Origin of the sequence: Streptomyces sp. NPDC048639 (assembly GCF_043199075.1) — a bacterium.
In the GTDB taxonomy this organism is placed as follows: Bacteria; Actinomycetota; Actinomycetes; order Streptomycetales; family Streptomycetaceae; genus Streptomyces.
Genome location: NZ_JBICVP010000002.1, coordinates 773,264 through 799,347, shown reverse-complemented (window position 1 = coordinate 799,347; position 26,084 = coordinate 773,264). Strand labels below are relative to the sequence as shown.

The following is a 26,084-nucleotide window of genomic DNA, read 5'->3' as shown; positions in this document are numbered from 1 at the left end:
ACAGCGGACCTACAGGTAGAAGCGGCTGACCGTCTCCGCGACGCACACCGGCTTCTCCGAGCCCTCCCGTTCCACCGTCACGTTCGTCGTGAGCTGCACGCCGCCCTCGACCTCCGTGATGCCGACGATTCCGGCCGTGGCGCGCACCCGCGAGCCGACCGGCACCGTAGAGGGGAAACGGACCTTGTTCGAGCCGTAGTTGACGCCCATCCGCACGCCGTCGACCCGCATGAGCTGCGGTACGAGCGCGGGGAGCAGCGACAGTGTGAGGTATCCGTGGGCGATGGTGGTGCCGAACGGTCCGGCCGCGGCCTTCTCCGGGTCGATATGGATCCACTGGTGGTCACCGGTGGCGTCCGCGAACAGGTCGATCCGCTTCTGGTCGATCTCCAGCCAGTCGCTGAAGCCGAGCTGCTCGCCCACCGCCGACCGCAGTTCGTCGAGCGATGAGAAGACCCGGGGTTCCGCCATCTCCATGCCTCCAGTGGACGCCGTACGTACTAAGCGGTTGCTCAGTAGTCCAGCATGGTTCCGGGGAGGGCTTCTGTCAACGCGTCGCCGACGTAGGGTTGGGAGCTGTGCCGCAGATTCCCCACTCCGTGTCCGAGCTCACCGTCGGCCAGCTCTCCGCGCGCAGCGGGGCGGCGGTGTCCGCGCTGCACTTCTACGAGAACAAGGGCCTGATCAGCAGCAGGCGCACCTCCGGCAACCAGCGCCGCTACACCCGCGACACCCTGCGCCGGGTCGCCTTCATCCGCGCGGCACAGCGCGTCGGCATCCCGCTCGCCACGATCCGCGGTGCGCTCGCCGAACTGCCCGACGAGCGCACCCCGACCCGCGAGGACTGGGCGCGGCTCTCCGAGGCCTGGCGCTCCGAACTCGATCAGCGCATCCAGCAGCTCAACCGGCTGCGCGACCATCTCACCGACTGCATCGGCTGCGGCTGTCTGTCGCTCGACAAGTGCGTGCTGTCCAACCCCGACGACCGTCTCGGCGAGGGCGCCGACGGGTCCCGGCTGATGGTGGAGCGCACGAGCTGAACGGCCGGTACCGCGCCGGGTCCGGGGAACCCGGACTCGCCGCGGCCCGCCAACCCGGCCGCGGCGCACGGACCGTCACCAGACGGAAGGCCGCCGCCCCGTCCAGGGGCGGGCCTCCTCCAGTTCGGCGGAGAGCGAGAGCAGCGTCGTCTCCTCGCCGTAGCGGCCGCCGAACATGACCCCGATCGGCAGCTCTTCGTCCGTCCAGTGGAGCGGGAGGCTGACCGCCGGCTGGCCGGTGGCGTTGTAGAGCGGGGTGAAGGGCGTGAACGCGGCGAGGCCGGCGAACTCGGCCCCGGGGTCCTCATCGTTGCGCAACTGGCCCACCATGGCCGGGGGTTGGGCCAGCGTCGGGGTGAGGATCACGTCGTAGCCCTCCCCGGGGGCGAGCAGGGCGTCCGCGACCATCCGCCCGAGCATGCGGAACGCGTACAGCGCTTCGGCGAAACCCGGCCCCGAGACCTCGTGGCCGCGCTCGCGCAGATGACGGGTGAGAGGCTGCAACAGGCCGTCGGTGCCGGGCGGGACCGGCCGGGTGAGGGCCATGACGTCCCACACGGTCGTGAAGGCGCGTCCCACGCTGCCGTCCATGGGCAGCGCCAACTCCTCGACGTGATGGCCGAGTTCGCGGAGCAGCTCCGCGGCGGACAGGGCTGCCGCACGGCAGTCGGGGTGGAGCTCCACGCCGGGTACGGGCGGGGTGAGCAGCAAGGCAACGCGCAGTCGCCCGGCGGGACGGCGGAGGGCCGCCGCGAGGAAGGTATCGCCCGCGGGCAGGGAGGGCGCACAGTACGGGTCGCCCGACATCGGACCGGCCAGCGTGTCGAGCAGAGCCGCCGCGTCCGCGACCGTACGGGCGATGGGGCCCGACGTGGAGAGCCCGCTGACGTCGTGCAGGAGCGGGCCCGCGCTGACCCGGCCGCGGCTCGGCTTGATGCCGAAGAGGCCGCACACCGAGGACGGGATGCGGATCGAGCCGCCGCCGTCGCTGCCGTGCGCGAGCGGTGCCAGGCCGCCCGCGACCGCGGCGGCCGCGCCGCCGCTCGACCCTCCGGCCGACCGGTCGAGGTCCCAGGGTGTACGGGCCGGGGGCGCGAGCCGGCCCTCGGTGTAGCAAGGGAGCCCGAATTCGGGGGTGTTGGTCTTGCCGAGCATGATCGTGCCCTCGGCACGCAGCTTGGTGACCACATGGTCGTCGGTGTCCGGGATGTGGTCCGAGTACGCCTCGGAGCCGTAGGTGCAGCGCACGCCCGCCACCGGATTGAGGTCCTTCACCGGCACCGGTACGCCGTGCAGCGGCGGCAGTTCCCGGCCCTGCTCGCGAGCGGTGCGCGCCTGGGCCTCGGCCTCGGCGGCCTGCTTACGGGCGATCTCGGGCGTGACAGTGATGAACGCACCCAGTTTCGCATCCAGTCGGTCGATCCGCCGGAGGTAGTGCTCGGTGAGTTCGACCGGCGAGAGTTCCCCTTGCCGGATCATCTCCGCCTGTTGAAGCGCTGTCAGGTCGTGCAGCTCGGCCATGCCCGTCCGTCCTCTCCGCGACGTGGATGCATCGTCCCACCACCGCCGCGCAGCGGACCGGACCGCGCCTGTCGGGGTGGTGTCGCGGGGGGTGCGGCGCGGCGGCTCGTCCGCTGCCGCAAGCCGGCCGAGGCCCTCGCCTCAGCCTGTGAGTGTCGGCGTCAGCCGGTGAAGGCCCGCGCATGAGCCGGTCAAGGCCCGCGCGTCATGCGGTGAGTGTCGGCCTCAGACGGTGAATGCCCGCGCGTCAGCCGGTGAAGAGTTGCCGCAGCTTGAGCGCCAACTCGTACACGCCGTACGCGAACGGGCCGCCGACCCACAGCCAGGCGAGCACCATCAGCGGCCGGCGCTCTCCGGCCTCCGGCGCGGTCGTGTCCGTCATGGCGACGCCTCCTCGGCCGGGGTGGAGGAGCGGCGCGCCTCCTGCGCGGGCTCCGGTTCGTGATGGCGGGGATCGACCGGCCGGACCAGTTCATTGGCGACGAAGCCGATCACCAGCAGGCTGATCATGACGTAGAAGGACGTGGTGTAGAGGTCCGGTCCGGAGTGGCCGGCGGACTCCTGTGCGTCCGCGATGGCGTTGACGATCAGTGGGCCGAGCACCCCGGCCGTGGACCAGGCGGTGAGCAGCCGGCCGTGGATGGCACCGACCTGGAACGTGCCGAACAGGTCCTTGAGATACGCGGGAACGGTCGCGAACCCGCCGCCGTAGAAGGACAGGATGACCGCCGCGCAGATGATGAAGAGCGGCTTGGAGGAGTCGCCCATCAGCGCGATGGCCAGATACATCAGGGTCCCGGCGCCGAGGTAGAGCCGGTAGATGTTCTTGCGCCCGACCAGGTCGGAGGTGGAGGACCAGACGATCCGCCCCAGCATGTTGGCCAGGGACAGCAGGCCGACGAACCCTGCCGCGGCGGTGACCGTGACGGAGGTACCGGTACCGGAGAAGAAGTCGGTGATCATCGGAGCGGCCTTCTCCAGGATCCCGATCCCCGCCGTGACGTTGGTGCACAGGATCACCCACAGACACCAGAACTGCGGTGTCCGCAGGGCGTTGCGGGCGGACACCTGCCCGGTGGTGACCAGAGGGCGGGCGGCTTCCGCGGCGGGTTCCCAGCCCTCGGGCCGCCAGCCGTCCGCGGGCACCCGCACCAGCAGCACCCCCATCGTCATGAACACCGCGTACACCAGGCCCATGACCAGGAAGGTCTGCGCGATGCCGGAGGTGTCCGTGCCGAAGGCGGAGAGCAGTTCCGTGGACCAGGGCGAGGCGATGAGTGCCCCGCCCCCGAAACCCATGATGGCGATGCCTGTCGCCATGCCGGGGCGGTCGGGGAACCACTTGATGAGCGTGGAGACCGGCGAGATGTAGCCGATGCCGAGCCCGATGCCGCCGACGAAGCCGTAGCCGAGCACAACGAGCCAGTACTGGCCGGTGCCCGCGCCCAGGGCGGAGATGAGGAAGCCGGAGGAGAAGCAGAGGGCGGACACGGACATCGCCCAGCGCGGCCCGTTCCGCTCGACCAGCGTGCCGCCGAAAGCCGCGGAGAGGCCGAGCATCACGATGGCGAGTTGGAACGGCAGCGCCGAGGCCGTTCCGGACAGCTCCATCGAGCTCTCCAGGGGTGGCTTGAAGACGCTCCAGGCGTAGGCCTGTCCGATGGCGAGATGGATGGACAGCGCGGCCGGAGGGACGAGCCAGCGGCTCCAACCGGGCGGGGCGACGGTACGGGAGCGGTCGAGGATGTCCGGAACGAGGCGTGGGGACATGCGGTCACCTCCAACGCGGTCGGGACGAGGGCGGCGTTGGCGAGGAGTTCGAACCGCGTCGCCCGGGGACCGTACAACGTTCACCCATCTCCGGGAAGGCCTGCCGCAAGGGCTTTCCTCCGGGGCCCTTCCACTGCGTGGGGGCTTTCCGCGGTGCTCCGGACATCGGCCGCAGCATGACGGCACCGGCCCTTCGCCGCCGGCGGAGGCGTGCGATGAGCCGGTGTCCGGTGCCTCGTCGGGCCCTCGCGACGTCAGGTCCTCGGGACGTCAGGTCCTCGGGACGTCAGGTCCTCGCGACATCAGGCCTTCGCGACATCAGGCCTTCGCGACATCAGGTCCTCACGGCGCAAGGGACCGGCATTCACGCAGCCGGCGATTGCGCAACCGGCGGTCACGGCGCGGCTCCCACGGTGATACGGGCGGGGGCCAGGGGTTCAGGAGACCAGTGCGGCTCTCCGGGATCTTCTGGCCGCCATCAACGCGTCCGGCGTCAGCACCGCTTCGGGTACGACGATGCCGCACGTGGTGCAGACGGGTGCCGAGCCCGGGTGGTGGCCCAGGCCCCAGAACCAGTCGATGCCGTCCTCCGCGCAGACCGGGCACACGGACCGCGGTTCCGACTCCAGCGCGGACACCAGACGGCGGACGACAACGGGGAGGGGGGAGGTGGGGTGGCGCAGGGGGTCGTCGCACCAGGCGACGCCGTAGCCGCCCCAGGTGCGTCGATGCCAGTCGTCCAGCGCACCGGGCTGGCGCATTCCGGCGTGCTTCTCGCGCCTGCGTCGTTCCGCGAACCTCACGTCGTAGGCGAGCCATTCGGTGCGTGCCTCTTCCAGCTCGGCCAGGGCGGCGACGAGCCGCTCCGGGTCGGGCCGCCGATCACTTGTGCCGACCCCGACCCTGGTGCACAGGTGATGCCAGGTCGCCCGGTGACCGTACGGGGCGAACTTCTCCAGGCACTTGCGCAGGGCGGTGCGCCGCTGCTGGGTCGCAACCCTCGGGTCGCGCACGTGATCGGCGAGGCTTCTGAATCCGGCCATCTTCCTTGCCACCTCCGTGACTCGTCCTTCGGCGTTGAGGCGATAAGGGATGGACGAACGGGAGCCCGATATGGATCCAATCGAACATTCACACGAGCGACAAACCGGCCATGGAGGTCCGCTTTGCCATGATTCATGGCGAGTTGGGCGCGATGGTTGTGGAAGATCTCAGGGGAAGTTGACGGCTGCTCACCTTCTGTCTTCCGGTCTGTTTCTACCGGCGGTAACCTCCGGCCACCGTCTTGGGATCCGTCCTTGGAGGAGCAGGAATGCGATTGCGCACCCCACGCGTCACCGCCCTGCTCGCGCTGGTTGCCGGACTGGTGGCGCCCTTGCCGCCGACCACCGCGACCGCCGCAGAGCCGAGCAGCACATCCGCCGCCGCCACCGACTACTGCGGGAGTCAGTGCGCCGACATCCTCCCGCCGGGTGAGAACGGCAACGCCACGCTCGTCGAAATCCTGGCCCACCGTGTCTTCGGCACCCGGCCTGCCCACAGCTCCGATCAGCTCGGCCCGTACAACGCCCTTGTCGCCGGCCAGGACTCGCTGACCGACGAGAAGCTGACCGAATTCTTCAACGACGCCTCCTTCGGCGTCCCCCAGGACCAGGTCGCCTCGGTCACCAAACCGCGCGCGGATGTGACCATCACGCGCGACAAGAAGACCGGTGTCCCGCACATCCAGGGCACGACGCGCGAAGGCACCGAGTTCGGCGCCGGATACGCGGCCGGCCAGGACCGGCTCTGGATGATCGACCTCTTCCGGCACATCGGCCGCGGGCAGCTCACCCCCTTCGCGGGCGGCGCACCCGCCAACCAGGGCCTGGAGCAGCAGTTCTGGCCGCTCGCCCCGTACACCGAGAAGGACCTCCAGGCGCAGGTCGACCGGATCATCGCGACCGGAGGCGAGCGCGGCAAGCAGGCCATGGCGGACGCGCAGGCGTACATCGACGGCCTCAACGCCTACCGCGAGAAGTCCAAGAGCGGGCGCTACTTCCCCGGTGAATACGTCCTCACCGGCCATGTCGACGCCATCACCAACCAGGGCGAGATCGAGCCGTTCAAGCTCACCGACCTGATCTCCCTCGCCTCCGTGGTCGGCGGGCTCTTCGGCAACGGCGGCGGCGGGGAGGTCGAATCGGCGCTCTCCCTGCTCGCCGCCCAGCAGAAGTACGGCTTCGCCGAGGGCACCGAGGTGTGGGAGTCCTTCCGGATGCGCAACGACCCGGAGGCCGCGCTCACCGTCCACGACGGGCAGCGCTTCCCGTACGCCGGAAAGCCCGAGACGGCGCGCGGCACCGCCATGCCCGACTCCGGCTCGGTCACGCGTGAGCAGCTGGTGTTCGACCGCACCGGGGCGGCCACGAGCAGCGCGGCCAAGAGCGGCGGGGCGAAGAAGGCGAAGGCGCCCAAGGACCCGGTGAAGGCACCGAGGAAACTCCAGCCGCTCCAGGGCATGTTCAACGATGGCGTTCTGCCCGGCGATCTGTTCTCCAGCCCCCGGCGCGGCATGTCCAACGCCCTGCTCGTCTCCGGCAAGCACACCGCGAGCGGCAACCCGGTCGCCGTCTTCGGGCCGCAGACCGGCTACTTCGCGCCTCAGCTGCTGATGCTGCAGGAGCTCCAGGGCCCCGGCATCAGCGCCCGCGGCGCCTCCTTCGCGGGCATCGGGATGTACATCCAGCTCGGCCGCGGCCAGGACTACGCATGGAGCGCGACGTCCGCCTCGCAGGACATGTCCGACACCTACGCCGTCGAGCTGTGCGAACCCGACGGCTCCACCCCGGACAAGGACTCCACGCACTACCGCTACCGCGGGGCCTGCAAACCGATGGAGAAGCTGGAACTGCGCAACGCGTGGAAGCCGTCGCTGGCCGACTCCACCGCGGCCGGCTCGTACCGCATGCAGGTCCACCGCACCGAATACGGCACCGTGACGCACCGCGCCACGATCGACGGCAAGCCCGTCGCGTACTCCCTGCTGCGCTCCACCTACCGTCATGAGGCCGACTCGATCATCGGCTTCCAGATGCTCAACGACCCCGGCTACGTCAAGGACGCGAAGTCCTTCCAGCGCGCGACCGAGCATGTCGGCTATGCCTTCAACTGGTTCTACGCCGACTCCCGCGAAGCCGCGTACTACAACAGCGGCCTGAACCCCGTACGCGCCGCCGGCATCGATGCGTCGCTGCCCGTGCGAGGCGAGAAGGACTACGAGTGGCGGGACTTCGAACCGTCCGTCAACACCGCCGCGTACACCCCGCCCGAACAGCACCCGCAGTCCGTCGGGCAGGACTACTACATCTCCTGGAACAACAAACAGGCGCTGGACTACTCCTCCGCCGGCTTCGGCAACGGCTCGGTCCACCGCGGCGATCTGCTGGACGACCGCGTCGGGGCGCTGGTGCAGCGCGGAGGCGTGACGCGGGCCTCTCTCACACGCGCCATGGCGGACGCGGCCCTCGCCGACCTCCGCGGCGAGGACGTGCTGCCCGAACTGCTGAAGGTGCTGCGCAGCAAACCAGTCACCGACCCGCAACTGGCCGATGCGGTAAAGAAGTTGGAGTCGTGGCGGGATGCGGGCGCGGAACGGCGCGAAACCGCCGCCGGGTCGCACGCCTACACCCACCCGGACGCCGTACGCGTCATGGACGCCTGGTGGCCGCTGCTCGTCGAGGCCGAGTTCAAGCCGGGCCTCGGTGCAGGGCTGTACGACGCGCTGCGCGCCAATCTGCCGGTCGACGAGTCCCCCTCGGCGGGCCACGGGCCCACGGGGGCACATGCGGGCTCCTCGTTCCAGTTCGGCTGGTGGAGCTATGTCGACAAGGACCTCCGCCAGGTCCTCGGTGAGCCGGTGAAGGGACGGCTCACGAAGACGTACTGCGGCAACGGCGACCTGTCCGCCTGCCGCGACACCCTGCTGAGCAGTCTGCGGCAGGCCGTCACCACGCCGGCGAACGAGGTCTATCCCGGCGACGCCGCGTGCAAGGCGGGCGACCAGTGGTGCGCCGACTCGATCGTGCACCGCGCGGTCGGCGGTATCGCCCACGACGCGATCCACTGGCAGAACCGCCCGACCTTCCAGCAGGTCGTGGAGTTCCCGAAGCACCGCTGAGGGATGTGCGCTTCAGGCCGCCCGGGGTGACCGCCCCGGGCGGCCTGTCGCGTTCTCGCCTCCGTGAGGACCGAGGGGCAGGAGGCACGTCCCGGCGCCGCTGAGCCACCCCGTGAACCGGTACGGCCCGTCACCCGTACCTGCTCTCGGCGCACCTCGTCGCGCCTCCTCGCCGCGCCTCCGGCCCTCGTTCGGCCGCCCCGCGCCGACTGCCGCGACGCGCGAGCGGGTGCCGCGCACCAGGCCTTGTCGGGGACGGCAAGGCCGCGGCAAGAACTCACCAAGAGTCACTCCTGATCGTGGGGGGTGTCGTGTCTCTTCACGAGACCCGGCACCCCCCCCACAAGCGATCGATGGACGAGGACTCCTCCGCATGAGGCACCGAGTGGTCGAAGAGGCCAGGCCGAAGGGAAAGGACGCGCCCGCGCCCGCGCCGGACACGGCGGGACGCTCCCCGGCGCCACACGCGGACGAGGCCTTCATCAGAGCGCTCTACGCGAAGCACGGCGCCGTTCTGGTGCGCTTCGCCACGAGCCTGCTCGACGGTGACAGGCACCGCGCCGAGGACGTCGTACAGGAGGCGGTGCTCCGGGCATGGCGCCACTCCGATGTCCTGGATCCGACGGCCGAATCCGTCCGTCCCTGGATGTTCAGGGTCGTACGGAACCTGGTGATCGACGGCCACCGGTCCAAGCAGGCCCGCCCCATGGAAGCGGGCGACGCCGCGCTCGTCGAGGTCGCGATGCCGGACGACATGGAGCAGACGCTCACCGCGATGCTTGTCCTGGAGACGATGGAAAAGCTCGCTCCGCACCACCGCGAGGTCCTCCTCCACATGCACTACCTCGGCCGGAGCGTCGCCCAGACGGCGCAGGAGCTGAACGTACCGCCGGGGACGGTCAAGTCCCGTACGTACTACGCGGTCCGGGCCCTGCGCGAGGCGCTCGACGCCCGGGGGATCACCGCCTGAGCGGTCCTCCCCCTTGAGCCCTTCCGCCCCGGACGCCGGAGAGGGACACCAGCGGCGCGATGCGAGGCGAGCGAGGAACTGAACCGCCCGCCGTGCCCCACCGTTCCCTCCCTGGCTGCCCGAGCACGCGCCCGGCCGTTCGCCGGCATGCCCTGAGGAAGAAAGAAAGACAGAACGATGCGTAGATCCCTGGCCGTCACGATCCCGGCCCTCGCGATACCCGCCGTCGCGTGCGGCATGCTGTTCGCGGGATCGGAGCGGAACCCGCCACCGGGCCCCGGCGGGACCGGCGGACACCGGACCATCGAGGTCGGTCAGACCTGTGCCTCCCTGCGCGACCGCCTCGAACTCTCCTGCGGCACCGCCGCGTTCGGGGACACCCGCTTCAACTGCGCCGGTGTGGACATCGGAAGATGCCCGCCCACCACGTCGGTGTCCGTGCGCAATACGGGCCGGACCCCCGTCACCCTCATCGTGATCAGCGGCTCGCGGCAGGGAGAGCGCCATGAATCGGCCCGGCCGCCCCTCGCATCAGGGCAGGAGGCACGGCTGCGCCCGGGGGCGGGGGACGACCGCCTCTTCGACATCGTCGTACGGCCGGAAGGGCGCGGTCCCGGCACGATCCGGATCCTGCGCGTCGCGTGACAGGGCTGCGCGGTGACCCGGCGAACCCGGAGGGCGGCGCCCCGGCACACGAGCCGTACCGGCCGTGGTGAACCGAGCCCACCGGGCTTACGTCACCCCGGCAGCAGAGACTCGGCGCACGGGAGGGGCATCTGACATGACGACACCGGACGAGCTGAACCCATGATCCCGGCACCGGAGCACGAGCCCGAACACCTCGGATCGCTCGTCGCCCATGTCTGCGGAGCACTGGACGACGAGGACGGCCGGGCCCTGGAGGAGCATCTCTCGATCTGCGCTCCGTGCAGCTTCGAGTTGGTCGAACTCCACGGCCTGCGCGAGTTGCTGGACCTGGTGCCGCCCGACCTGGCTCTGGCCGGCGGGCCGCCGCCCCCGGCGAGCGAGTCGCTGGTGCGACGGACGGTACGCGTGGCGCGGGGCGGACCTCCCCGCCGCCCGTCCCGAGCCGCGGCCTCCCGGCTTGCCGCTGCCGGTGCCGTCACGGTCCTGGCACTGGGCGGCGGAGTCGTCATCGGTCAGAGCATCGCGCCCCACGCCCGACCGGCGGGGACCGTCCGGTCGACGGCGGAGGCAGGCACGTCCACGGACACGTCCCCTGATGCGGACACGGGCACGGGCACGGACAGGGACACGGGCACGGGCACGGACGTGGGCACGGACACGGACACGAGGACGTCATCGGTGCGGGGAGCATCGGGAACCGACGCGAAGACCGGCACCCGCATGGTGGTGCGGGTCACCATGGCCAGGGGATGGGTACGTCTCCGCGCCTCGGTGGCGGGCATCCCCGCGGGCGTGACGTGCCGCCTCGTGGTCGTCGGGCGCGAGGGAACCCGCGAGACCGCCGCGAGCTGGCTCGTCTCCCCGTCGGGCGAGAGGGACGGCAGCGAGATCGACGGAGGGGCCGCCGTGGCTCCGGAGGACGTCAGGGCCGTCGAGGTCCGCAGGCTGGACGGACGCACTCTCGTGAGCGTGCCCGTGACCGCGTAGCGGAGTTCGTGGTGGACGGCGTGCCCGCCATCCACCGAGAGAAGAGAAGGATCCGGGCCGAGGCATGAACGCCGGAAAGAGCCGCACACCGATCCCCGTCCCCGCAGGCGTCGAACCTCGCGGTCCCAGGCGATGAGCACCGCGAAATCACCCGGACCGGCGGCACGGCTCCGCAGTGAGAAGAGCCGGCCGGGTGACCGTCGAACTGATCGGCATCGCCTGGGGATTGCCGTCCTGGGCGATGTGCCGCCCACAGGTGTCGAGGTCCGCCGGCGGCGGGGAGCGGCGGTGGTGGCCGGCTGCGACCACGACCAGGACGCCGACATGGTGCAGGGGCACATCGGAACCGTGCCGCGCCGATGTGCCGCTCGGTCGCGGACTCGCTCACCTTGCTCCGGGGCTCCGGATGCCGTTCGACGGTGGCAGGCGGCCTGACCCCGGTCCCACCGCCGGGGTCAGGCCGCTTGCCACCGCCGGGGGTGCGACAGCCGACGCCGGTCCCGGCAGGCACCGCGCGCTTCCGCGGCCCCCGGCACCGCTCCCGTACGGTGCACGGCCTACGCTGCGAACAGGGAGGGTCCGCGCGGCAAGGAGGCACGATGAAGGTCGTACTGGCGGGCGGCTCGGGCGCTCTGGGGCGGCGCATCGCCGCCGATCTGACCGAGCACGGGCACGAGGCCGTCGTCCTCACCCGGTCCGCGCGCCCGGACCTCCCGTACCGTCAGGCGATCTGGGACGGGCAGTCGGCCGGGCCCTGGGCGGCCGAGCTGGAGGACGCCGCACTCGTCAACCTCGCCGGGGAACTCGTCGACCGCAGGCCCACCGCGGCGAACATCGAGCTGCTGACCCGCTCCCGCGTGGACCCCACCACCGCACTGGCCCGCGCCGCGGCCGGCCTGGCCACCCCGCCGCGCGTCTGGGTGCAGATGAGCACGCTGGCCATCTACGGCGACGGCGGCGAGGCCGTGCTGGACGAGCACGCGCCCCCGGCGGACGGCCCGCCGCAGATGGCCGGTGTGGCACGCGCGTGGGAGGCGGCCGCCGACGGCGCACCTGCCGGACGGCAGGTGGTGCTGCGCACCGCGGTGGTCCTGGACCGGAACACCCCGGCGCTGGACCGCATCGCCGGACTCGCCCGCTGGGGGCTGGGCGGACGCATCGCGGACGGCCGGCAGTGGATGAGCTGGCTGCACATCGACGATCTGCTCGCCATGATCCGGCTGGCCCTGACGGATCCGGCCCTCACCGGAGTCGTCCACGCCACCAGCCCCAACCCCGTCCGCAACGCCGAACTCATGGCCGCGCTGCGGGACGTACTGCACCGGCCGGCGGCCCCGCCCACCCCGGCCTGGCTGGTCCGGGCAGGAGCCGTGCTGATGCGGACCGACCCGGCGCTCGCGCTCACCGGCCGCCGCTGCGTCCCGGCCCGGCTGACCGGCCAGGGCTTCGCCTTCCGCCACCCCGACCTCCGGCCGGCCCTCGAAGACCTCCTCCTGCGAACCGGCTGACGCCCCGGCGCGCGGGGCAGAGATCGGGGGACCGTCCGTCCGCCTCCCGTCCGCCGCCGGACCGTCCGTCCGCCTCCTGTCCGCCGACTGCCGTACGCCGTCTGCCGTACGGTCCAACGCGGCGCGCTGCGCGATCCGGCCCCGTTCCATGCTCCGTACGGCGCAGTGCAGTTGCTCGATCGGACGACGCGGCATGCGACCCCCATGCCCGCCCGGTACGCATGGGTCATGGACTTCCACACCGGCCCTCAGCGGCCCCTCCGAGTTCGGCCGCGCCGTGGGTGCGGCAGAGGTGGAGCGCGGCTGCGGTTCGTCGTGCCCGCCGCGGTTCTGGCAGCGACCCTGGGACTGCCCGCGGGCAGCGCCTGGGCCGACACCGAGCCCCCGCCCGCCGCGGCGGGTGACGACGCGGGACTGCCCGGCGCTCCCGGTCAGCCCGGTCAGCCCGGTCAGCCCGGTCAGCCCGGTCAGCCCGGACACCCCGGATATCCCGGACAGCCGGACGGTTCCGGCGAGGCCGGGACGAACGGTGCCGCGCACGACGGCGCGGGCGACGACCGGCCGCCGGAGGATGGGGCGACCTCGCACGTGTGGACCTGGTCGCCGATGCCGGAGCGCGACCACGCGCACATGCCCTCGATGCCCCCCGAGCCGTCGCAGCAGGCTCAGCCCATGGAGCAGCACGCCCAGCCCACGGAGCAGCAGGCCCCGCCTCAGGCTCAGCCGGCCCAGCCCATGGAGCAGCACGCACCGCCTCAGAGTCAGCCGGCCCAGCAGTCGCAGCCTTTGGAGGCGCAGGCGCAGCCTTCGCAGCCCGCCGCGCCGGAGCCCGTTGCTCAGCAGCCGTCGCAGCCCGACTCCGAGCAGCCGTCCCAGGTCCCGTCCGCACGGCCCGAGGCCGAGGAGCGGCCCGCACAGCCGGAGTCCCGGCCCTCGCAGCCGGACGCCCAGCAGGCGCCGCCTTCCGCACCGGTCTCCCGGACCGATGCGCAGCACCGGATGCCGGATCAGGAGCCCGCCGTGGAGCCGTCCGCCCAGCCCCCGTCCGCCCACATCGAGCCGCCGCGAGAGCCCGAACGGCGCCCCTCCGTACGGCCCGGGACACCTCGGGAACATGAGCGCCGGCCGGCGGCCAAGCCCAAGAACCCGCGCAAGCATGAGCGTCACCCCTCCAGCAGGCCCAAGGCGCCCCGTGCCGCCCAGGACGGTGGGACCGCGTCCGCCGCCACGGGTGCCAAGACGCCGGCGAAGGCCGGGGCCGAGCAGGCGAAGCCGAAGACCGGTGTGCTGCGGGGTGCGGCACGTCAGGTGGTCCGGCTCATCAACGCCAAGCGGACCGCGGCGGGTTGCCGACCGCTGCGCGTCAGCCGCAAGCTCTCGCAGGCCGCGAACGGCCACGCCGACGACATGGCGAAGACCGGCAAGCTGTCCCACACCGCCCCCGACGGTTCGCGCCCGAGCACCCGCGCGATGCGTGCCGGGTACGGGGGCTGGTCCGCGATCGGGGAGAACATCGCGCGCGGCCAGGAGAGCCCTGCCCAGGTCACGCAGGACTGGATGAACAGCCCCGGGCACCGGGCCAACATCCTCAACTGCGGCTACCAGGAGATCGGCGTCGGCGTACGCGAGGGCGACAGCTCCAGCGGCCGCTGGTGGTCCCAGAGCTTCGGTACCCGGCGCCGCTGAACGGCCCGGTCGCCCGGTCGCCTGCGTCGCGTACGCGGCCGAAGAGAACCCCGACGCGCCCGAGGGAGCCCGGTCCCGGACCGAACTCCCTCGGGCGCGGCGCTCGTTGAGCGGGGTCCGCCGTGAGCTGGCCCGGCTCAGCGGTACCGGAGGTACTTCTTCCGTACGGCTCGGAAGGCCGTGAGCCGTTCCCGCCAGGCCCGCGTGACCTCGTCCGTGTCCGCCCCGTCGTCGATCATCGTCCGGACCGTCGCCGATCCCGTCAGCTTGTCGATCCACTTGTCCTCGCGCCACGCGAATCCGCTCCACACCCGCTTCGCGGTGACCAGCAGCCCGATGCCGGTGCGTACCGGGTCGTACGCCTCCCGGTCGTGGATGTGGAGCTGAACGCCGCCGACCGTCTTGCCCTGGAACTTCGAGAACGTGGGCGTGAAGTACGCCTCCCGGAAGCGGATGCCCGGCAGGTCGAGGTCGTTCGCGGCCTCGGCCCACCGGCGGTCGATGCCTTCCGCGCCGAGCAGCTCGAACGGGCGGGTGGTGCCGCGGCCCTCGGACAGGTTGGTGCCCTCGAACAGACAGGTGCCGGAGTAGACGAGGGCGGTCTCCGGCGTCGGCATGTTGGGGCTCGGCGGCACCCACGGCAGGCCCGTGGCGTCGAAGAAGTCCTCGCGCCGCCAGCCGGACATCTCCACGATCTCCAGGTCGGCCGCCCGGCCGGCCACCCCGGGCACGAACTCGGCGTTGAACAGCAGTGCCAGCTCGGCCACCGTCATGCCGTGTGCCTGGGCGATCGGCTCGCGCCCGACGAAGGTGGCGTACTCCTTGTCGAGCACCGGCCCGTACGCGTGGCGCCCGGTGACCGGATTCGGCCGGTCCAGGACGACGACGCGCCTGCCCGCGAGCACCGCGGCGACCATGCAGTCGTAGAGGGTCCAGATGTATGTGTAGAAGCGCGCGCCCGCGTCCTGGATGTCGAAGACGACGGTGTCGACTTCCGACTCGGTGAAGATGTCGGCCAGAGCCTGCCCGCTCTTCTGGTAGGTGTCGAAGACCGGAAGTCCCGTCGCGGGGTCGTCGTAGCGCCCCTCGGATCCGCCGGCCTGGGCCGTGCCGCGGAACCCGTGCTCGGGGCCGAAGACGGCGGTCAGATTCACCCGGTCGTCGGGGTGCATGACGTCCACGATGTGGCGGACGTCCGCGGTGACGCCGGTCGGGTTCGTCACCATGCCCACGCGCTGTCCGTCCAGCAGCCGGTAGCCCGACGCCGCAAGCCGGTCGAAACCCGTACGCACCCTTCCCCCGCCGACGCCCGGGGAGCCGGCGTCACCACCGCGCCCCCGCTCGGCCCCCGATGCCGGACCGACCCCGGCCGCGAGTGCCCCCGCGGCTCCGGTGGCGGCCAGCAGTCTCCGTCTGGACAGATTCGATTCCGCAGAAGTCGACATGTCCGCGCACGCTAGCGCCCCGAGGCGCCCGGCGGAACGACCCCCGCACACAGCGGGGCCCCTCTTTCGCCACAACATACCGACTGGTTAGTCTGCTCGCAGTCGAGCCGCGCTTGAGCCGAGTCGAAGGAGCCGCGACGTGAACGACGGAAAGACGCTGGAAGATGCCGGAGTCGTCGTCACCGGAGCCGGGGGAGGGATCGGGGCCGCACTCGCCCGCAGGTTCGCCGCGGAGGGCGCCCGGGTCGTCGTCAACGATCTGAACGCGGACAAGGCCAGGGCCGTCGCCGAGGAGATCGGCGGCACCGCCGTCCCCGGCGACGCCTCGGCCGTCGTCGCCGACGCGCGCGACGCGCTGGGCGGAACCGTCGACATCTACTGCGCCAACGCCGGGCTCGCGTCGGGCGGTGACGAGGACGCCGGCGAGGACGTGTGGGCCGACGCCTGGGACGTCAACGTGATGGCGCACGTCAGGGCGGCGCGGGAACTGCTGCCCGCATGGCTCGAACGCGGCCGCGGGCGCTTCGTGTCCACCGTCTCCGCGGCCGGGCTGCTCACCATGATCGGCGCTGCCCCGTACAGCGTCACCAAGCACGGCGCCCTCGCCTTCGCCGAATGGCTGTCCCTCACCTATCGCCATCGCGGCATCGAGGTGCACGCGATCTGCCCCCAGGGCGTTCGTACGGACATGCTGACCGCGTCCGGCAGCGCGGGCGAGATCGTGCTGGCACCGACCGCCATCGACCCCGAGGACGTCGCGGACGCCCTCTTCGACGCGATGGCCGAGGGCCGCTTCCTGGTCCTTCCGCACGCCGAGGTCGCCGGCTTCTACGCGGCACGCGCCACCGAGAACGACCGCTGGCTCGCAGGGATGAACCACATCCAGCAGAAGTGGGAGGCCGCCAGGTGACCACTTCCCCCTACGCCGCCCAGCCCTGGCTCTCCCTGCTCACCGACGCCCAGCGCGCCCCCGCCACCCCGCCCGAGACCGTGCTGCACGCCTTCCGCGACCGGGCGCACTCCCGTCCCGGATCGACCGCGCTCGCCTACTTCGACGGGCGGATCGGCTACGCGGAGGCCGACGCGCTCTCGGACGCCCTCGCCGGCCACCTCGCCGAACGCGGCTTCGCACGCGGCGACCGGCTGGCCGTCGTCCTCCAGAACGTGCCGCAGTTCGCGCTGGCGGTGCTCGCCGCGTGGAAGGCGGGCGGGACGGTCGTACCGGTCAACCCGATGTACAAGGAACGGGAGGTCGCGCACGTCCTCGCCGACGCCGAGGTGACCGCGCTGGTCTGCGCGGACCGGGCCTGGGAGTCGTATCTGCGCGCCACCGCGGAGGGCTCGCCGGTCCGCATCGTGCTGACGACCAGTGAGTTCGACCTGCAGACGCGCAACGACGAGCGCGTCCTGCGCGGTGCGCGGATACCGGTGCCCGACGGCGCCGAGGATCTGTTGGAGGCCGCGCGCCGCGGCGCCCCGGCCCCCGCGAACAGGGAGCCGTCCGCCGGCGACCTCGCGCTGATCAGCTACACCTCGGGCACCAGCGGCACCCCCAAGGGCGCCATGAACACCCACGGCAACATCGCGTACAACGCGGAACGCCAGCGCACCGGCCTCGATCTGCCCGAAGGATCCACCTACTTCGGCCTCGCCCCGCTCTTCCACATCACCGGCATGGTCTGCGAGCTGTGCGCCTGCCTCGCGAGCGGCGGCACGCTCGCCCTCGCCTACCGCTTCGAGCCCGGTGTCGTCCTCGACGCCTTCGCCGAGCACCGGCCCGCGTACACCGTCGGCCCGTCCACGGCCTTCATGGCCCTGGCCGCCCACCCCTCCTGCACCCCGGACCACTTCGGCTCCTTCTCGATGATCTCCTCGGGCGGGGCGCCGCTGCCGCCCGCGCTGGTGGAGAAGTTCCGGGCGGGCTTCGGCCCGTACATCCGCAACGGGTACGGGCTCACCGAGTGCACCGCCCCCTGTGCCAGCGTCCCGCCCCAGCGCGAGGCGCCCGTCGACCCGGCGTCGGGCACGCTGTCCGTCGGCGTACCGGGGCCCGACACGGTGGTGCGGATCGTGGACGAGAACGGCCGGGACGTGCCGTTCGGCGAACAGGGCGAGATCGTGGTCCGCGGTCCGATGGTCGTGCCCGGCTACTGGCGTCGGCCGGAGGCCAGCGCGGAAGCCCTCCCGGACGGTGAACTGCGCACCGGCGACATCGGCTTCATGGACGAGAGCGGCTGGCTGTACGTCGTCGACCGCAAGAAGGACATGATCAACGCGTCCGGCTTCAAGGTGTGGCCGCGCGAGGTCGAGGACGTCCTCTACACCCATCCGGCGGTGCGCGAGGCGGCGGTGGTCGGCGTGCCGGACCCCTACCGCGGCGAGACGGTGAAGGCGTACGTCAGCCTGCGTCCGGACGCGGAGGCGGAACCGCAGGAACTGGCCGCGTACTGCAAGGAACGTCTCGCGGCATTCAAGTATCCGCGCGATGTGGAGATCCTGCCGGAGCTGCCGAAGACGACAAGTGGGAAGATCCTCCGGCGGGAACTGCGATCCCGCGGATAACGCGCAAGGACCGGCCGGGAAGCGCCGGCAACGAACGAAAGGCGGGTGGCGGCAATGGCCAGAACGACGGACGGGGACGGCAGCCCCGTCCCGCAGCGACTGCTGGCCGCCGCCACCCGTCTCTTCGCGGAACGCGGCTACGACCGGACCTCCGTGCAGGACATCGTCGAAGCCGCGGGCGTCACCAAGGGCGCGCTGTACCACTACTTCGGCTCGAAGGACGATCTGCTGCACGAGATCTACGGTCGCGTGCTGCGGCTCCAGCAGGAGCGGCTGGACGCCTTCGCGGACGCGGACGCCCCGGTCGAGCAGCGGCTGCGCGACGCGGCGGCGGACGTCGTGGTGACCACGATCGACAACCTCGACGACGCGTCGATCTTCTGGCGCTCCATGCACCACCTGAGCCCGGAGAAGCACAAGCAGGTCCGCGCGGAGCGGCGCCGCTACCACGAGCGCTTCCGGGCCCTGATCGAGGAGGGCCAGGAGAACGGCGTCTTCAGCACGGCGACACCGGCGGACCTGGTGGTGGACTACCACTTCGGGTCGGTCCACCACCTGTCGACGTGGTATCGCCCGGCGGGCCCGATGACACCCCACCAGGTGGCGGACCACCTGGCGGACCTCCTGCTCCGGGCGTTGCGTCCGTAGTCTCTGCGCTCCGGCGGCGCCCCTCCGCCGCTGCCGGAGCGGCGAGCCCTGGCCTTCCCGCGCGGCTGAGGGGGCGGCCTTCCGCCTGCGCGGGGGCCGCTTCGTGCTTCCGCTCAGTGCTTCCGCTCAGTGCTCCCGCTTCGTGCTTCCGCGGGGGCCGAGCCGGCCTCCTTGCCGCGGAGCTGATCGAGCGGTGGGTCGATCCTGATCCCGCCGCGGTGGCGTTTCCGCCACAGCCCTCGTGATCGGCGGTACCGGCTTCGCTGCGGCCGATGGTCGGGCGGGGCGGGTTCACGGTCGTTGACGCCGTTCGGCTCCGGCCGCACGCGGGTCCCGCCGTCGCGATACGGCGGGAGGTCGGCGCTTCACCGCCTTCCTCCCGCCTCCAGAGGCTCCGCGTCCGCGGACGGGAAGAAGTCCCGCCCGCCGGGGCGACTACGCGTACCGCTTCAACTCGCGGCGCGCCAGCGACCGTTGGTGGACCTCGTCCGGGCCGTCGGCCAGGCGGAGCGTGCGGGCGCCCGACCACAGTTCCGCGAGGGGGAAGTCCTGGCTGACTCCGCCCGCGCCGTGGAGCTGGACCGCCTGGTCCAGGATGTCGACGACCGTACGCGGCGTCGCGATCTTGATGGCCTGGATCTCCGTGTGCGCGCCCTTGTTGCCGACGGTGTCCATCAGCCAGGCCGTCTTCAGCACCAGCAGGCGCAGCTGTTCCACCGCCACCCGCGCGTCCGCGATCCACTCCATCACCTGGCCCTGCCGGGCCAGCGGCTTGCCGAACGCCGTACGGGAGACCGCCCGGCGGCACATCAGCTCGATCGCCCGCTCCGCCATGCCGATCAGCCGCATGCAGTGGTGGATGCGGCCCGGCCCCAGGCGGGCCTGGGCGATGGCGAAGCCGCCGCCCTCCTCGCCGATCAGGTTGGTGGCCGGTACGCGGACGCGGTCGAAGACGACCTCGGCGTGCCCGCCGTGGAAGTGGTCCTCGTAGCCGTAGACCCGCATGGCGCGCCGGACTTCGAGCCCCGGGGCGTCGCGCGGGACGAGGATCATCGACTGCTGGCGGCGGATGTCCTCGCCGCCCGGGTCGGTCTTGCCCATGACGATGAAGATCTGGCAGTTGGGGTTCATCGCGCCGGAGATGTACCACTTGCGTCCGGTGATGACGTAGTCGTCGCCGTCCCGCTCGATCCGCGTCTCGATGTTCGTCGCGTCCGAGGAGGCCACCTCGGGCTCGGTCATCGCGAACGCCGACCGGATCTCGCCGGCGAGCAGCGGCTCCAGCCACTGCTTGCGCTGCTGTTCGTTGCCGAACTGGGCGAGCACCTCCATGTTTCCGGTGTCCGGCGCCGCGCAGTTGAGGGCCGTCGGGGCCAGGTGCGGGCTGTGGCCGGTGATCTCGGCCAGCGGGGCGTACTGGAGATTGGTCAGCCCGGCGCCGTACTCCGTGTCCGGGAGGAAGAGGTTCCACAGGCCCTGCGCGCGGGCCTCGGCCTTCAGCTCCTCGAAGACGGGCGGAGTCAGCCAGGGGGAGGAGAGCTGGGCGTGCTGCTCCTTCGCCACCTCCTCGGCGGGGTGCACGTGCTCGTCCATGAAGGCGAGGAGCTTCGCACGGAGCTCCTCCGTGCGGGCGTCGAATGCGAAGTCCATGGCTGCTCAGCTCTCCTGAAGGGTGGTGAGGCCGTTGTCGATGAAGACGGGGACGAGGTCGCCGATGCGGTCGAAACCCGCGCCGACGGTCTGCCCGAGCGTGAAGCGGTAGTGGATGCCTTCGAGGATGACCGCGAGCTTGAACCAGGCGAACGCCTCGTACCAGGAGACGGCCGAGACATCGCGGCCGGAGCCCGTCGCGTACCGCTCGATGAGCTCCGCCGGCTCCGGGTGCCCCGGCGCGCCCGCCGTCGTCGGGACGGGGGAGTCGCGTACGTCGACGCGACGGCTGTACATCACCAGCAGGCCGAGGTCGGTCAGCGGATCGCCGAGCGTGGACATCTCCCAGTCGAGAATCGCCCGGATCCGGTCGTCTCCGTCCACCAGCACGTTGTCGAGGCGGTAGTCGCCGTGGACGACGGTGGGGGAGGGGGAGCCGGGCAGGGCGCGGCCGAGGGCGGCGTGCAGCTCGTCGATGCCCGGCAGTTCACGGTTGCGCGAGGCGTCGAGCTGCTTGCCCCAGCGGCGGAGCTGCCGGTCGAGGAAGCCCTCGGGGCGCCCGAAATCCCCGAGCCCCGCTGCCTCAGGGTCGACCGCGTGCAGGTCCACCAGGGTGTCGACCAGGCCGAGCACCACCCCGCGCGTCCGCTCGGGCCCGAGCGCGGACAGCTGCGGGGTGGTCCGGTACGGCGTTCCCTCCACGAACTCCATGACATAGAACGGCGACCCGATGACGGTCTCGTCCTCGCACAGCAGCAGAGGCTCGGGCACCGGCACGGCGGTGGAGTGCAGGGCGCTGATGACGCGGTGCTCGCGGCGCATGTCGTGCGCGGTGGCGAGGACATGCCCCAGCGGCGGACGGCGGACGACCCAGCGGGACGTGCCGTCGGTGACCCGGTACGTGAGGTTCGACCGGCCGCCCTCGATCAGCTCGGCGTCGAGCGGCCCCCGGACCAGCCCGGGGCGTTCGCGGTCCAGATGGCCGCGCAGCCGCTCCAGGTCGAGTCCGGGCGGGTGATCGTTGCTCATCGGGCACTCTCCTCCGTGGGGAGCCGGTCATCGGTTGTCTCACATCATGCCGACCAGTCGGTATGGAGTCCAGTGAGCATCGGCGCCGGGTGGTGGCCGCTGGCGGCCTTCATCGCGTGTCCGCCGAGCCCTCCCGCGGAGGAATGCCCTGATCGGACGGGGGTGAGCCCTCGGTTCCGCCCGTGCTCGGTCAGATCGGCGGCGATGCGCCGCCCCCGCTCGAAACGGCCCGCCCGGGTGTCAGGACGGGAGGGCGTCCAGCGCCAGGGCCACGGTCTCCCCGACAGTGCCGTCGATCGGAATCGCCGCCCCGCTCTCGTCCTCGCCCAGCGGCTCCAGGTCGGCGAACTGCGACCGCAGCAGCCGTGCGGGCATGAAGTGGTCCCTGCGGTCGGCCAGGCGATGGGCGATGAGTTCGAACGAGCCGTTGAGATGGACGAAGTACGCGGACGGTGCGGCCTCCGCCAGCCGGTCGCGATACGACCGCTTGAGCGCCGAGCAGCTCACCACCCCGCCCGTGGTGGCGTGACCGGCGAGCCAGTCGCCGATGCCGTCGAGCCAGGGGATCCGGTCGGCGTCGTCCAGCGGTGCGCCGTCCGCCATCTTGTCGACGTTCTCCGGCGGGTGGAAGACGTCGGCCTCCGCGTACGGGACGCGCAGCTCCTCGGCGAGCCGCTCGCCGATCGTCGTCTTGCCCGAGCCGGAGACGCCCATGACGACGACCAGGGGCGCGGCGCGTTGCGTACGGCGGCGTTGCGTGGCCATGGGCACCTCTGGCGCTGTCGTCGTCGTCCGGATCCGGCGGCATCGTCGTCCGGAAGCGATCAGTTTGTCGCGACATATTCCGTCCGGCCCAGGCTAGTCCGCGACTCCCGGCTCCGCGCCGCCGCCACCCCGACTCCCCGCGCCTGCCCTCCCGGGCGCCCGCGGGGCCTCCGGACCCCGGCCGCGGGCCCTTGCAGCGGGGCGCCGGGGGGTCCAACTCCGGCCGGACGCAGACCGCCTGGCCGATGCGGATTCACGCGGTGACGGTGTGCGCAGCCGCGCCCAGGACCGCCAGCGCGACGACGCACGAGGCGGCCGCGGCGGCCGTGCGGGGGGACAACGCGGGCGGCCGCTGCGCGTCCAGTGCCCGCATCCGGCGATGCGCCACCGCCAGGAAGGCCGCCAGCAGCGGCAGGCCGACGGCCATCGCCACGGCCGCCCGCAGCGGGCCCGCGTCGTGCAGCAGCCCGCGCGCGGCGAGCAGCGCGGCCGCCACGTACGTCAGGGTCGTACGCCGCCAGGCCAGGCGGGTGCGCTCCGGCTGCAGGCCGGGATCGCGCCCGGCCCGCGCGCTGCGTGCCGACCGCCCGCGGTGCGCGGCACGTCCGCTGCTCCCGGCCTGCTCGTCGCGGGCAGCCCGCCCGCCGCTCCCGTCCCGTCCGCCGGGCGCAGCGGGTGCCATCAGCCGGCCCAGCCCGCGGCCACGGCGACGACCATCACCACCGCCACCGCGCCGATCGCCAGCGCCAGGAGGGAGGGGAAGCGCGAGACCGGCAGGTCCTCGCCGCGTCGCATCGCGCGCTCGCAGCGCACCCAGTGGTTGACGGCGCGTACGGCGCACAGCGCGCCGACAGCGAGCAGCACCAGGGCGAGCGCGACACGGAGGGACCGGTGGAGATCCGGAAGGAACTGGGCGACGGCGAAGCCCCCGGCCAGCAGCGCGAGGGAAGTACGCAGCCAGGCCAGAAACGTGCGTTCGTTCGCCAGCGAGAACCGGTAGTCGGGTGTCTCGCCCTCCTCGGCGATCCGCTCGGGCGCGAACCACAGGCGCGCCGCGGCGGCAGCCGCCCGCGCCCGCGCGGGCAGGGCCTTCACGGACATGATCACGGTCGGCAGACTACCGGCCGGGCGGACGCCACCGGCCGGACCGGCTTGCTGATCCTCGTCATCCCTCGGCCCGCTCGGCTTCGCCGACGCGACCGCCCCGCCCACAGTCCCGGCCACGTCCATCAGCCGGCAGCGCCTGTCGGCCCCGCTCTATCTGCCCGGCCCGCCGCGCCACTCCTGGAGCCTCCGGTACGCCTCCAGCCCGTCCGGCACCCAGGTCCACTCCGTCAGCCGCTCCGCCAGCTCCTCGTCCGTGAGGAAGGTGTGCCAGGCCACCTCTTCGACCTGGGGGGCGACCGGCCGAGAGCAGCGCACCTCGTGGACGTAGGACCACCATGTCTGCCCGGGAGCCTCGTAGAGGAACTTGAACAGCGGTACGGGCCGGGGGAGTCCCGGGACGCCCAGCTCCTCCTCCGCCTCCCGCAGCGCCGCCTCCTCGTACGACTCGCCCGCGCCGACCACACCGCCGACGAACATGTCGTGGAGAGAGGGGAAGACGAGCTTCTCCGCGGTCCTGCGATGCACGAAGATCCGGTCGGCCGCGTCCCGTGCCAGGACGAAGACGCAGCGGTGGCGGAGATTCCTCGCGTACGCCTCGCCGCGGAGTGCCTGCCCGACGACCCGGTCCGTCTCGTCCACGATGTCCAGCAGTTCCCCTGCGGAGCGCGGCTCCTGCTGCTCAGCCATGTCCGCCATCCAAGCAGACGGCGCCGAGGTCCCTCCGCCGCTGCCGCCGGGCCGGTCCGTGGCTGCCGCGGGTCCGCCGCTCCGCCGCTGCCGCGCGGAGAACGCCGTCGCCCGCGTCCGGGAGGTTGACGCGGTGTACGACTGTCCAGAAGATCGTACGCAGCAGTAACTCCAGTGGCCGACCACCCACCTGCCACGCTCCGACGAGGATGGAATCGATGGCGTACGACGCTGATGTGATCGTGATCGGAGCGGGGCTGGCGGGTCTGGCCGCCACCGCCGAACTTGCCGACGCAGGCCGCCGCGTCATCCTGCTCGACCAGGAGCCCGAGACGTCGATCGGAGGGCAGGCGCACTGGTCCTTCGGCGGGTTGTTCTTCGTCGACTCGCCCGAGCAGCGCCGGGTGCGCATCCGCGACAGCCACGACCTGGCCCGTCAGGACTGGATGGGCACGGCCGGGTTCGATCGCGTCGAGGACCACTGGCCCCGCCGCTGGGCCGACGCGTACGTGGACTTCGCGGCGGGGGAGAAGCGGTCGTGGCTGCACGCGCAGGGCGTCCGGTTCTTCCCCGTCGTCGGCTGGGCCGAGCGGGGCGGCTACGACGCGACCGGGCACGGCAACTCCGTGCCCCGCTTCCACATCACCTGGGGCACCGGTCCCGGTCTGGTCGAGCCGTTCGAACGGCGGGTGCGTGCCGGGGCCTCGCGCGGCCTGGTCGATCTGCGCTTCCGCCACCGGGTCACCGGGCTGTCGCGTACGGCCGGAGCGGTGGACACCGTGAGCGGTGAGGTGCTGGCGCCGAGCGATGCGGGCCGAGGCGAGGCGAGCAACCGCGAGGTCACCGGATCCTTCGAACTGCGGGCCCAGGCCGTCATCGTGACCTCGGGCGGCATCGGCGGCAACCACGACCTCGTACGGAAGAACTGGCCCGAGCGCCTCGGGACTCCACCGCGGCACATGCTCTCCGGCGTGCCCGCGCACGTGGACGGGGAGATGCTCGGCCTGGTCGAGGGCGCGGGCGGACGCATGATCAACCGCGACCGGATGTGGCACTACACCGAGGGCATCGCGAACTGGAACCCGATCTGGGACCGGCACGGCATCCGCATCCTGCCCGGCCCGTCCTCGATGTGGTTCGACGCCCGCGGGCGCCGGCTGCCGGTGCCGCTCTTCCCCGGCTTCGACACCCTCGGCACGCTCGAGCACATCATGACGACCGGCTACGACTACACGTGGTTCGTGCTCGATCAGCGCATCATCGGCAAGGAGTTCGCGCTCTCCGGTTCCGAGCAGAACCCCGATCTGACGGGCCGCAGCATCCGCGGGGTGATCGACCGGGCGCGTGCCGACGTCCCGGGACCGGTCAGGGCGTTCATGGATCACGGAGCCGACTTCGTCGTCGAGAAGGACCTCTCGGCACTCGTCCGCGGGATGAACGCGATCACCGAGGAGGCGCTGATCGACGAGGCGGAGCTGCGCCGCGAAATCGTCGCGCGCGACCGGGAGATCACCAATCCGTTCACCAAGGACCTTCAGGTCATGGCCATGCGAGGGACCCGTAACTACCTGGGCGACAAGCTCATCAGGACCGCGGCCCCGCACCGCATTCTGGACCCCAAGGCCGGCCCGCTGATCGCCGTACGGCTGCACATCCTCACGCGCAAGACCCTGGGCGGCCTGGAGACCGATCTCTCCTCCCGTGTCCTGGAAGGCGATTCGGCCCCGGGCTCGGTCGGGGAGTCGGTGCTGCCGGGTGTGTACGCGGCGGGTGAGGCGGCCGGGTTCGGCGGCGGGGGTGTGCACGGCTACCGCGCGCTCGAGGGCACGTTCCTCGGGGGCTGCCTCTTCTCCGGGCGTACGGCGGGCCGGGCCGCGGCGAAGGCGGTCGGCTAGCGGGAGG

Annotated in this window: 24 protein-coding genes; 11 read left to right on the top strand and 13 right to left on the bottom strand. The window is 72.0% G+C overall.

Annotation, left to right across the window (positions count from 1 at the left end; translation table 11 throughout):
* Positions 1-9 precede the first annotated feature (9 nt).
* Entirely contained in the window at positions 10-471 is a 462-nt protein-coding gene (locus ACGFNH_RS07860) for a MaoC family dehydratase (protein WP_393652251.1), read from the bottom strand.
* A gap of 107 nt (positions 472-578) precedes the next feature.
* Here ACGFNH_RS07860 and soxR point away from each other — a divergent pair, with 107 nt between their 5' ends.
* The gene (gene soxR / locus ACGFNH_RS07855) at positions 579-1,040 is read left to right on the top strand and encodes a redox-sensitive transcriptional activator SoxR (protein WP_393652132.1); all 462 of its coding nucleotides are present in this window, start codon (positions 579-581) and stop codon (positions 1,038-1,040) included.
* 75 nt (positions 1,041-1,115) lie between these two features.
* On the opposite strand, the gene ACGFNH_RS07850 is transcribed toward soxR, so the two are convergent.
* The 4 genes from ACGFNH_RS07850 to ACGFNH_RS07835 all read right to left on the bottom strand — a co-directional run bounded on the left by ACGFNH_RS07850 (position 1,116) and on the right by ACGFNH_RS07835 (position 5,374).
* Complete coding sequence (locus ACGFNH_RS07850) at positions 1,116-2,561, bottom strand: amidase (RefSeq protein WP_393652131.1); 1,446 nt, start codon at positions 2,559-2,561, stop codon at positions 1,116-1,118.
* A gap of 247 nt (positions 2,562-2,808) precedes the next feature.
* Entirely contained in the window at positions 2,809-2,943 is a 135-nt protein-coding gene (locus ACGFNH_RS07845; RefSeq protein WP_393652130.1) for a hypothetical protein, read from the bottom strand.
* Positions 2,940-4,331 carry an OFA family MFS transporter gene (locus ACGFNH_RS07840; RefSeq protein WP_393652129.1) on the bottom strand — a complete coding sequence of 464 codons (1,392 nt, stop codon included), beginning with the start codon at positions 4,329-4,331 and terminating at the stop codon, positions 2,940-2,942. The genes ACGFNH_RS07845 and ACGFNH_RS07840 overlap by 4 nt, the downstream gene beginning before the upstream one ends.
* A gap of 437 nt (positions 4,332-4,768) precedes the next feature.
* On the bottom strand, positions 4,769-5,374 hold the full coding sequence (locus tag ACGFNH_RS07835; protein ID WP_393652128.1) for a hypothetical protein: 606 nt from the start codon (positions 5,372-5,374) through the stop codon (positions 4,769-4,771).
* A 269-nt stretch (positions 5,375-5,643) separates the two neighbouring features.
* On the opposite strand from ACGFNH_RS07835, the gene ACGFNH_RS07830 reads away from it, so the two are divergent.
* The 4 genes from ACGFNH_RS07830 to ACGFNH_RS07815 all read left to right on the top strand — a co-directional run bounded on the left by ACGFNH_RS07830 (position 5,644) and on the right by ACGFNH_RS07815 (position 11,095).
* The gene (locus ACGFNH_RS07830; RefSeq protein ID WP_393652127.1) at positions 5,644-8,490 is read left to right on the top strand and encodes a penicillin acylase family protein; all 2,847 of its coding nucleotides are present in this window, start codon (positions 5,644-5,646) and stop codon (positions 8,488-8,490) included.
* Positions 8,491-8,863: 373 nt separating this feature from the next.
* Positions 8,864-9,460 carry a sigma-70 family RNA polymerase sigma factor gene (locus tag ACGFNH_RS07825; RefSeq protein ID WP_393652126.1) on the top strand — a complete coding sequence of 199 codons (597 nt, stop codon included), beginning with the start codon at positions 8,864-8,866 and terminating at the stop codon, positions 9,458-9,460.
* Positions 9,461-9,637: 177 nt separating this feature from the next.
* Positions 9,638-10,105, top strand: coding sequence for a hypothetical protein (locus ACGFNH_RS07820; RefSeq protein WP_393652125.1), 468 nt, complete (start codon positions 9,638-9,640; stop codon positions 10,103-10,105).
* A 162-nt stretch (positions 10,106-10,267) separates the two neighbouring features.
* Positions 10,268-11,095 carry a hypothetical protein gene (locus tag ACGFNH_RS07815; RefSeq protein WP_393652124.1) on the top strand — a complete coding sequence of 276 codons (828 nt, stop codon included), beginning with the start codon at positions 10,268-10,270 and terminating at the stop codon, positions 11,093-11,095.
* 147 nt (positions 11,096-11,242) lie between these two features.
* On the opposite strand, the gene ACGFNH_RS07810 is transcribed toward ACGFNH_RS07815, so the two are convergent.
* The gene (locus ACGFNH_RS07810; RefSeq protein WP_393652123.1) at positions 11,243-11,434 is read right to left on the bottom strand and encodes a hypothetical protein; all 192 of its coding nucleotides are present in this window, start codon (positions 11,432-11,434) and stop codon (positions 11,243-11,245) included.
* Positions 11,435-11,694: 260 nt separating this feature from the next.
* On the opposite strand from ACGFNH_RS07810, the gene ACGFNH_RS07805 reads away from it, so the two are divergent.
* Together ACGFNH_RS07805 and ACGFNH_RS07800 are read left to right on the top strand one after the other, a co-directional pair.
* Entirely contained in the window at positions 11,695-12,603 is a 909-nt protein-coding gene (locus tag ACGFNH_RS07805) for a TIGR01777 family oxidoreductase (RefSeq protein ID WP_393652122.1), read from the top strand.
* 315 nt (positions 12,604-12,918) lie between these two features.
* Positions 12,919-14,289, top strand: a complete 1,371-nt coding sequence (locus ACGFNH_RS07800; protein WP_393652121.1) for a CAP domain-containing protein — start codon at positions 12,919-12,921, stop codon at positions 14,287-14,289.
* 137 nt (positions 14,290-14,426) lie between these two features.
* Here the strand turns inward: ACGFNH_RS07800 and ACGFNH_RS07795 are convergent, their stop codons facing one another.
* Positions 14,427-15,734: an exo-beta-N-acetylmuramidase NamZ domain-containing protein gene (locus tag ACGFNH_RS07795; protein ID WP_393652120.1), complete on the bottom strand. Its 1,308-nt coding sequence runs from the start codon at positions 15,732-15,734 to the stop codon at positions 14,427-14,429.
* Positions 15,735-15,891: 157 nt separating this feature from the next.
* On the opposite strand from ACGFNH_RS07795, the gene ACGFNH_RS07790 reads away from it, so the two are divergent.
* The 3 genes from ACGFNH_RS07790 to ACGFNH_RS07780 are packed head-to-tail and all read left to right on the top strand — an operon-like array spanning position 15,892 to position 18,944.
* Complete coding sequence (locus tag ACGFNH_RS07790; protein ID WP_393652250.1) at positions 15,892-16,644, top strand: SDR family oxidoreductase; 753 nt, start codon at positions 15,892-15,894, stop codon at positions 16,642-16,644.
* Positions 16,641-18,296: a class I adenylate-forming enzyme family protein gene (locus tag ACGFNH_RS07785; RefSeq protein WP_393652119.1), complete on the top strand. Its 1,656-nt coding sequence runs from the start codon at positions 16,641-16,643 to the stop codon at positions 18,294-18,296. The genes ACGFNH_RS07790 and ACGFNH_RS07785 overlap by 4 nt, the downstream gene beginning before the upstream one ends.
* Positions 18,297-18,350: 54 nt before the next feature.
* Positions 18,351-18,944: a TetR/AcrR family transcriptional regulator gene (locus ACGFNH_RS07780; protein WP_393652118.1), complete on the top strand. Its 594-nt coding sequence runs from the start codon at positions 18,351-18,353 to the stop codon at positions 18,942-18,944.
* A gap of 435 nt (positions 18,945-19,379) precedes the next feature.
* Here ACGFNH_RS07780 and ACGFNH_RS07775 read toward each other — a convergent pair whose 3' ends face one another.
* The 6 genes from ACGFNH_RS07775 to ACGFNH_RS07750 all read right to left on the bottom strand — a co-directional run bounded on the left by ACGFNH_RS07775 (position 19,380) and on the right by ACGFNH_RS07750 (position 24,182).
* A complete protein-coding gene (locus ACGFNH_RS07775) occupies positions 19,380-20,594 on the bottom strand; it encodes an acyl-CoA dehydrogenase family protein (RefSeq protein WP_393652117.1) in 1,215 nt (404 codons plus the stop codon).
* Positions 20,595-20,600: 6 nt separating this feature from the next.
* On the bottom strand, positions 20,601-21,623 hold the full coding sequence (locus ACGFNH_RS07770) for a phosphotransferase family protein (protein ID WP_393652116.1): 1,023 nt from the start codon (positions 21,621-21,623) through the stop codon (positions 20,601-20,603).
* Between the two features lie 240 nt (positions 21,624-21,863).
* The gene (locus tag ACGFNH_RS07765; RefSeq protein ID WP_393652115.1) at positions 21,864-22,388 is read right to left on the bottom strand and encodes a gluconokinase; all 525 of its coding nucleotides are present in this window, start codon (positions 22,386-22,388) and stop codon (positions 21,864-21,866) included.
* Positions 22,389-22,641: 253 nt separating this feature from the next.
* Entirely contained in the window at positions 22,642-23,070 is a 429-nt protein-coding gene (locus ACGFNH_RS07760) for a DUF202 domain-containing protein (protein ID WP_393652114.1), read from the bottom strand.
* Entirely contained in the window at positions 23,070-23,489 is a 420-nt protein-coding gene (locus ACGFNH_RS07755) for a YidH family protein (RefSeq protein ID WP_393652249.1), read from the bottom strand. Before ACGFNH_RS07755 ends, ACGFNH_RS07760 begins: the two co-directional genes overlap by 1 nt.
* A gap of 156 nt (positions 23,490-23,645) precedes the next feature.
* Entirely contained in the window at positions 23,646-24,182 is a 537-nt protein-coding gene (locus tag ACGFNH_RS07750) for an NUDIX domain-containing protein (RefSeq protein ID WP_393652113.1), read from the bottom strand.
* 218 nt (positions 24,183-24,400) lie between these two features.
* On the opposite strand from ACGFNH_RS07750, the gene ACGFNH_RS07745 reads away from it, so the two are divergent.
* Positions 24,401-26,077 carry an FAD-binding dehydrogenase gene (locus ACGFNH_RS07745; protein WP_393652112.1) on the top strand — a complete coding sequence of 559 codons (1,677 nt, stop codon included), beginning with the start codon at positions 24,401-24,403 and terminating at the stop codon, positions 26,075-26,077.
* Positions 26,078-26,084: the final 7 nt, after the last annotated feature.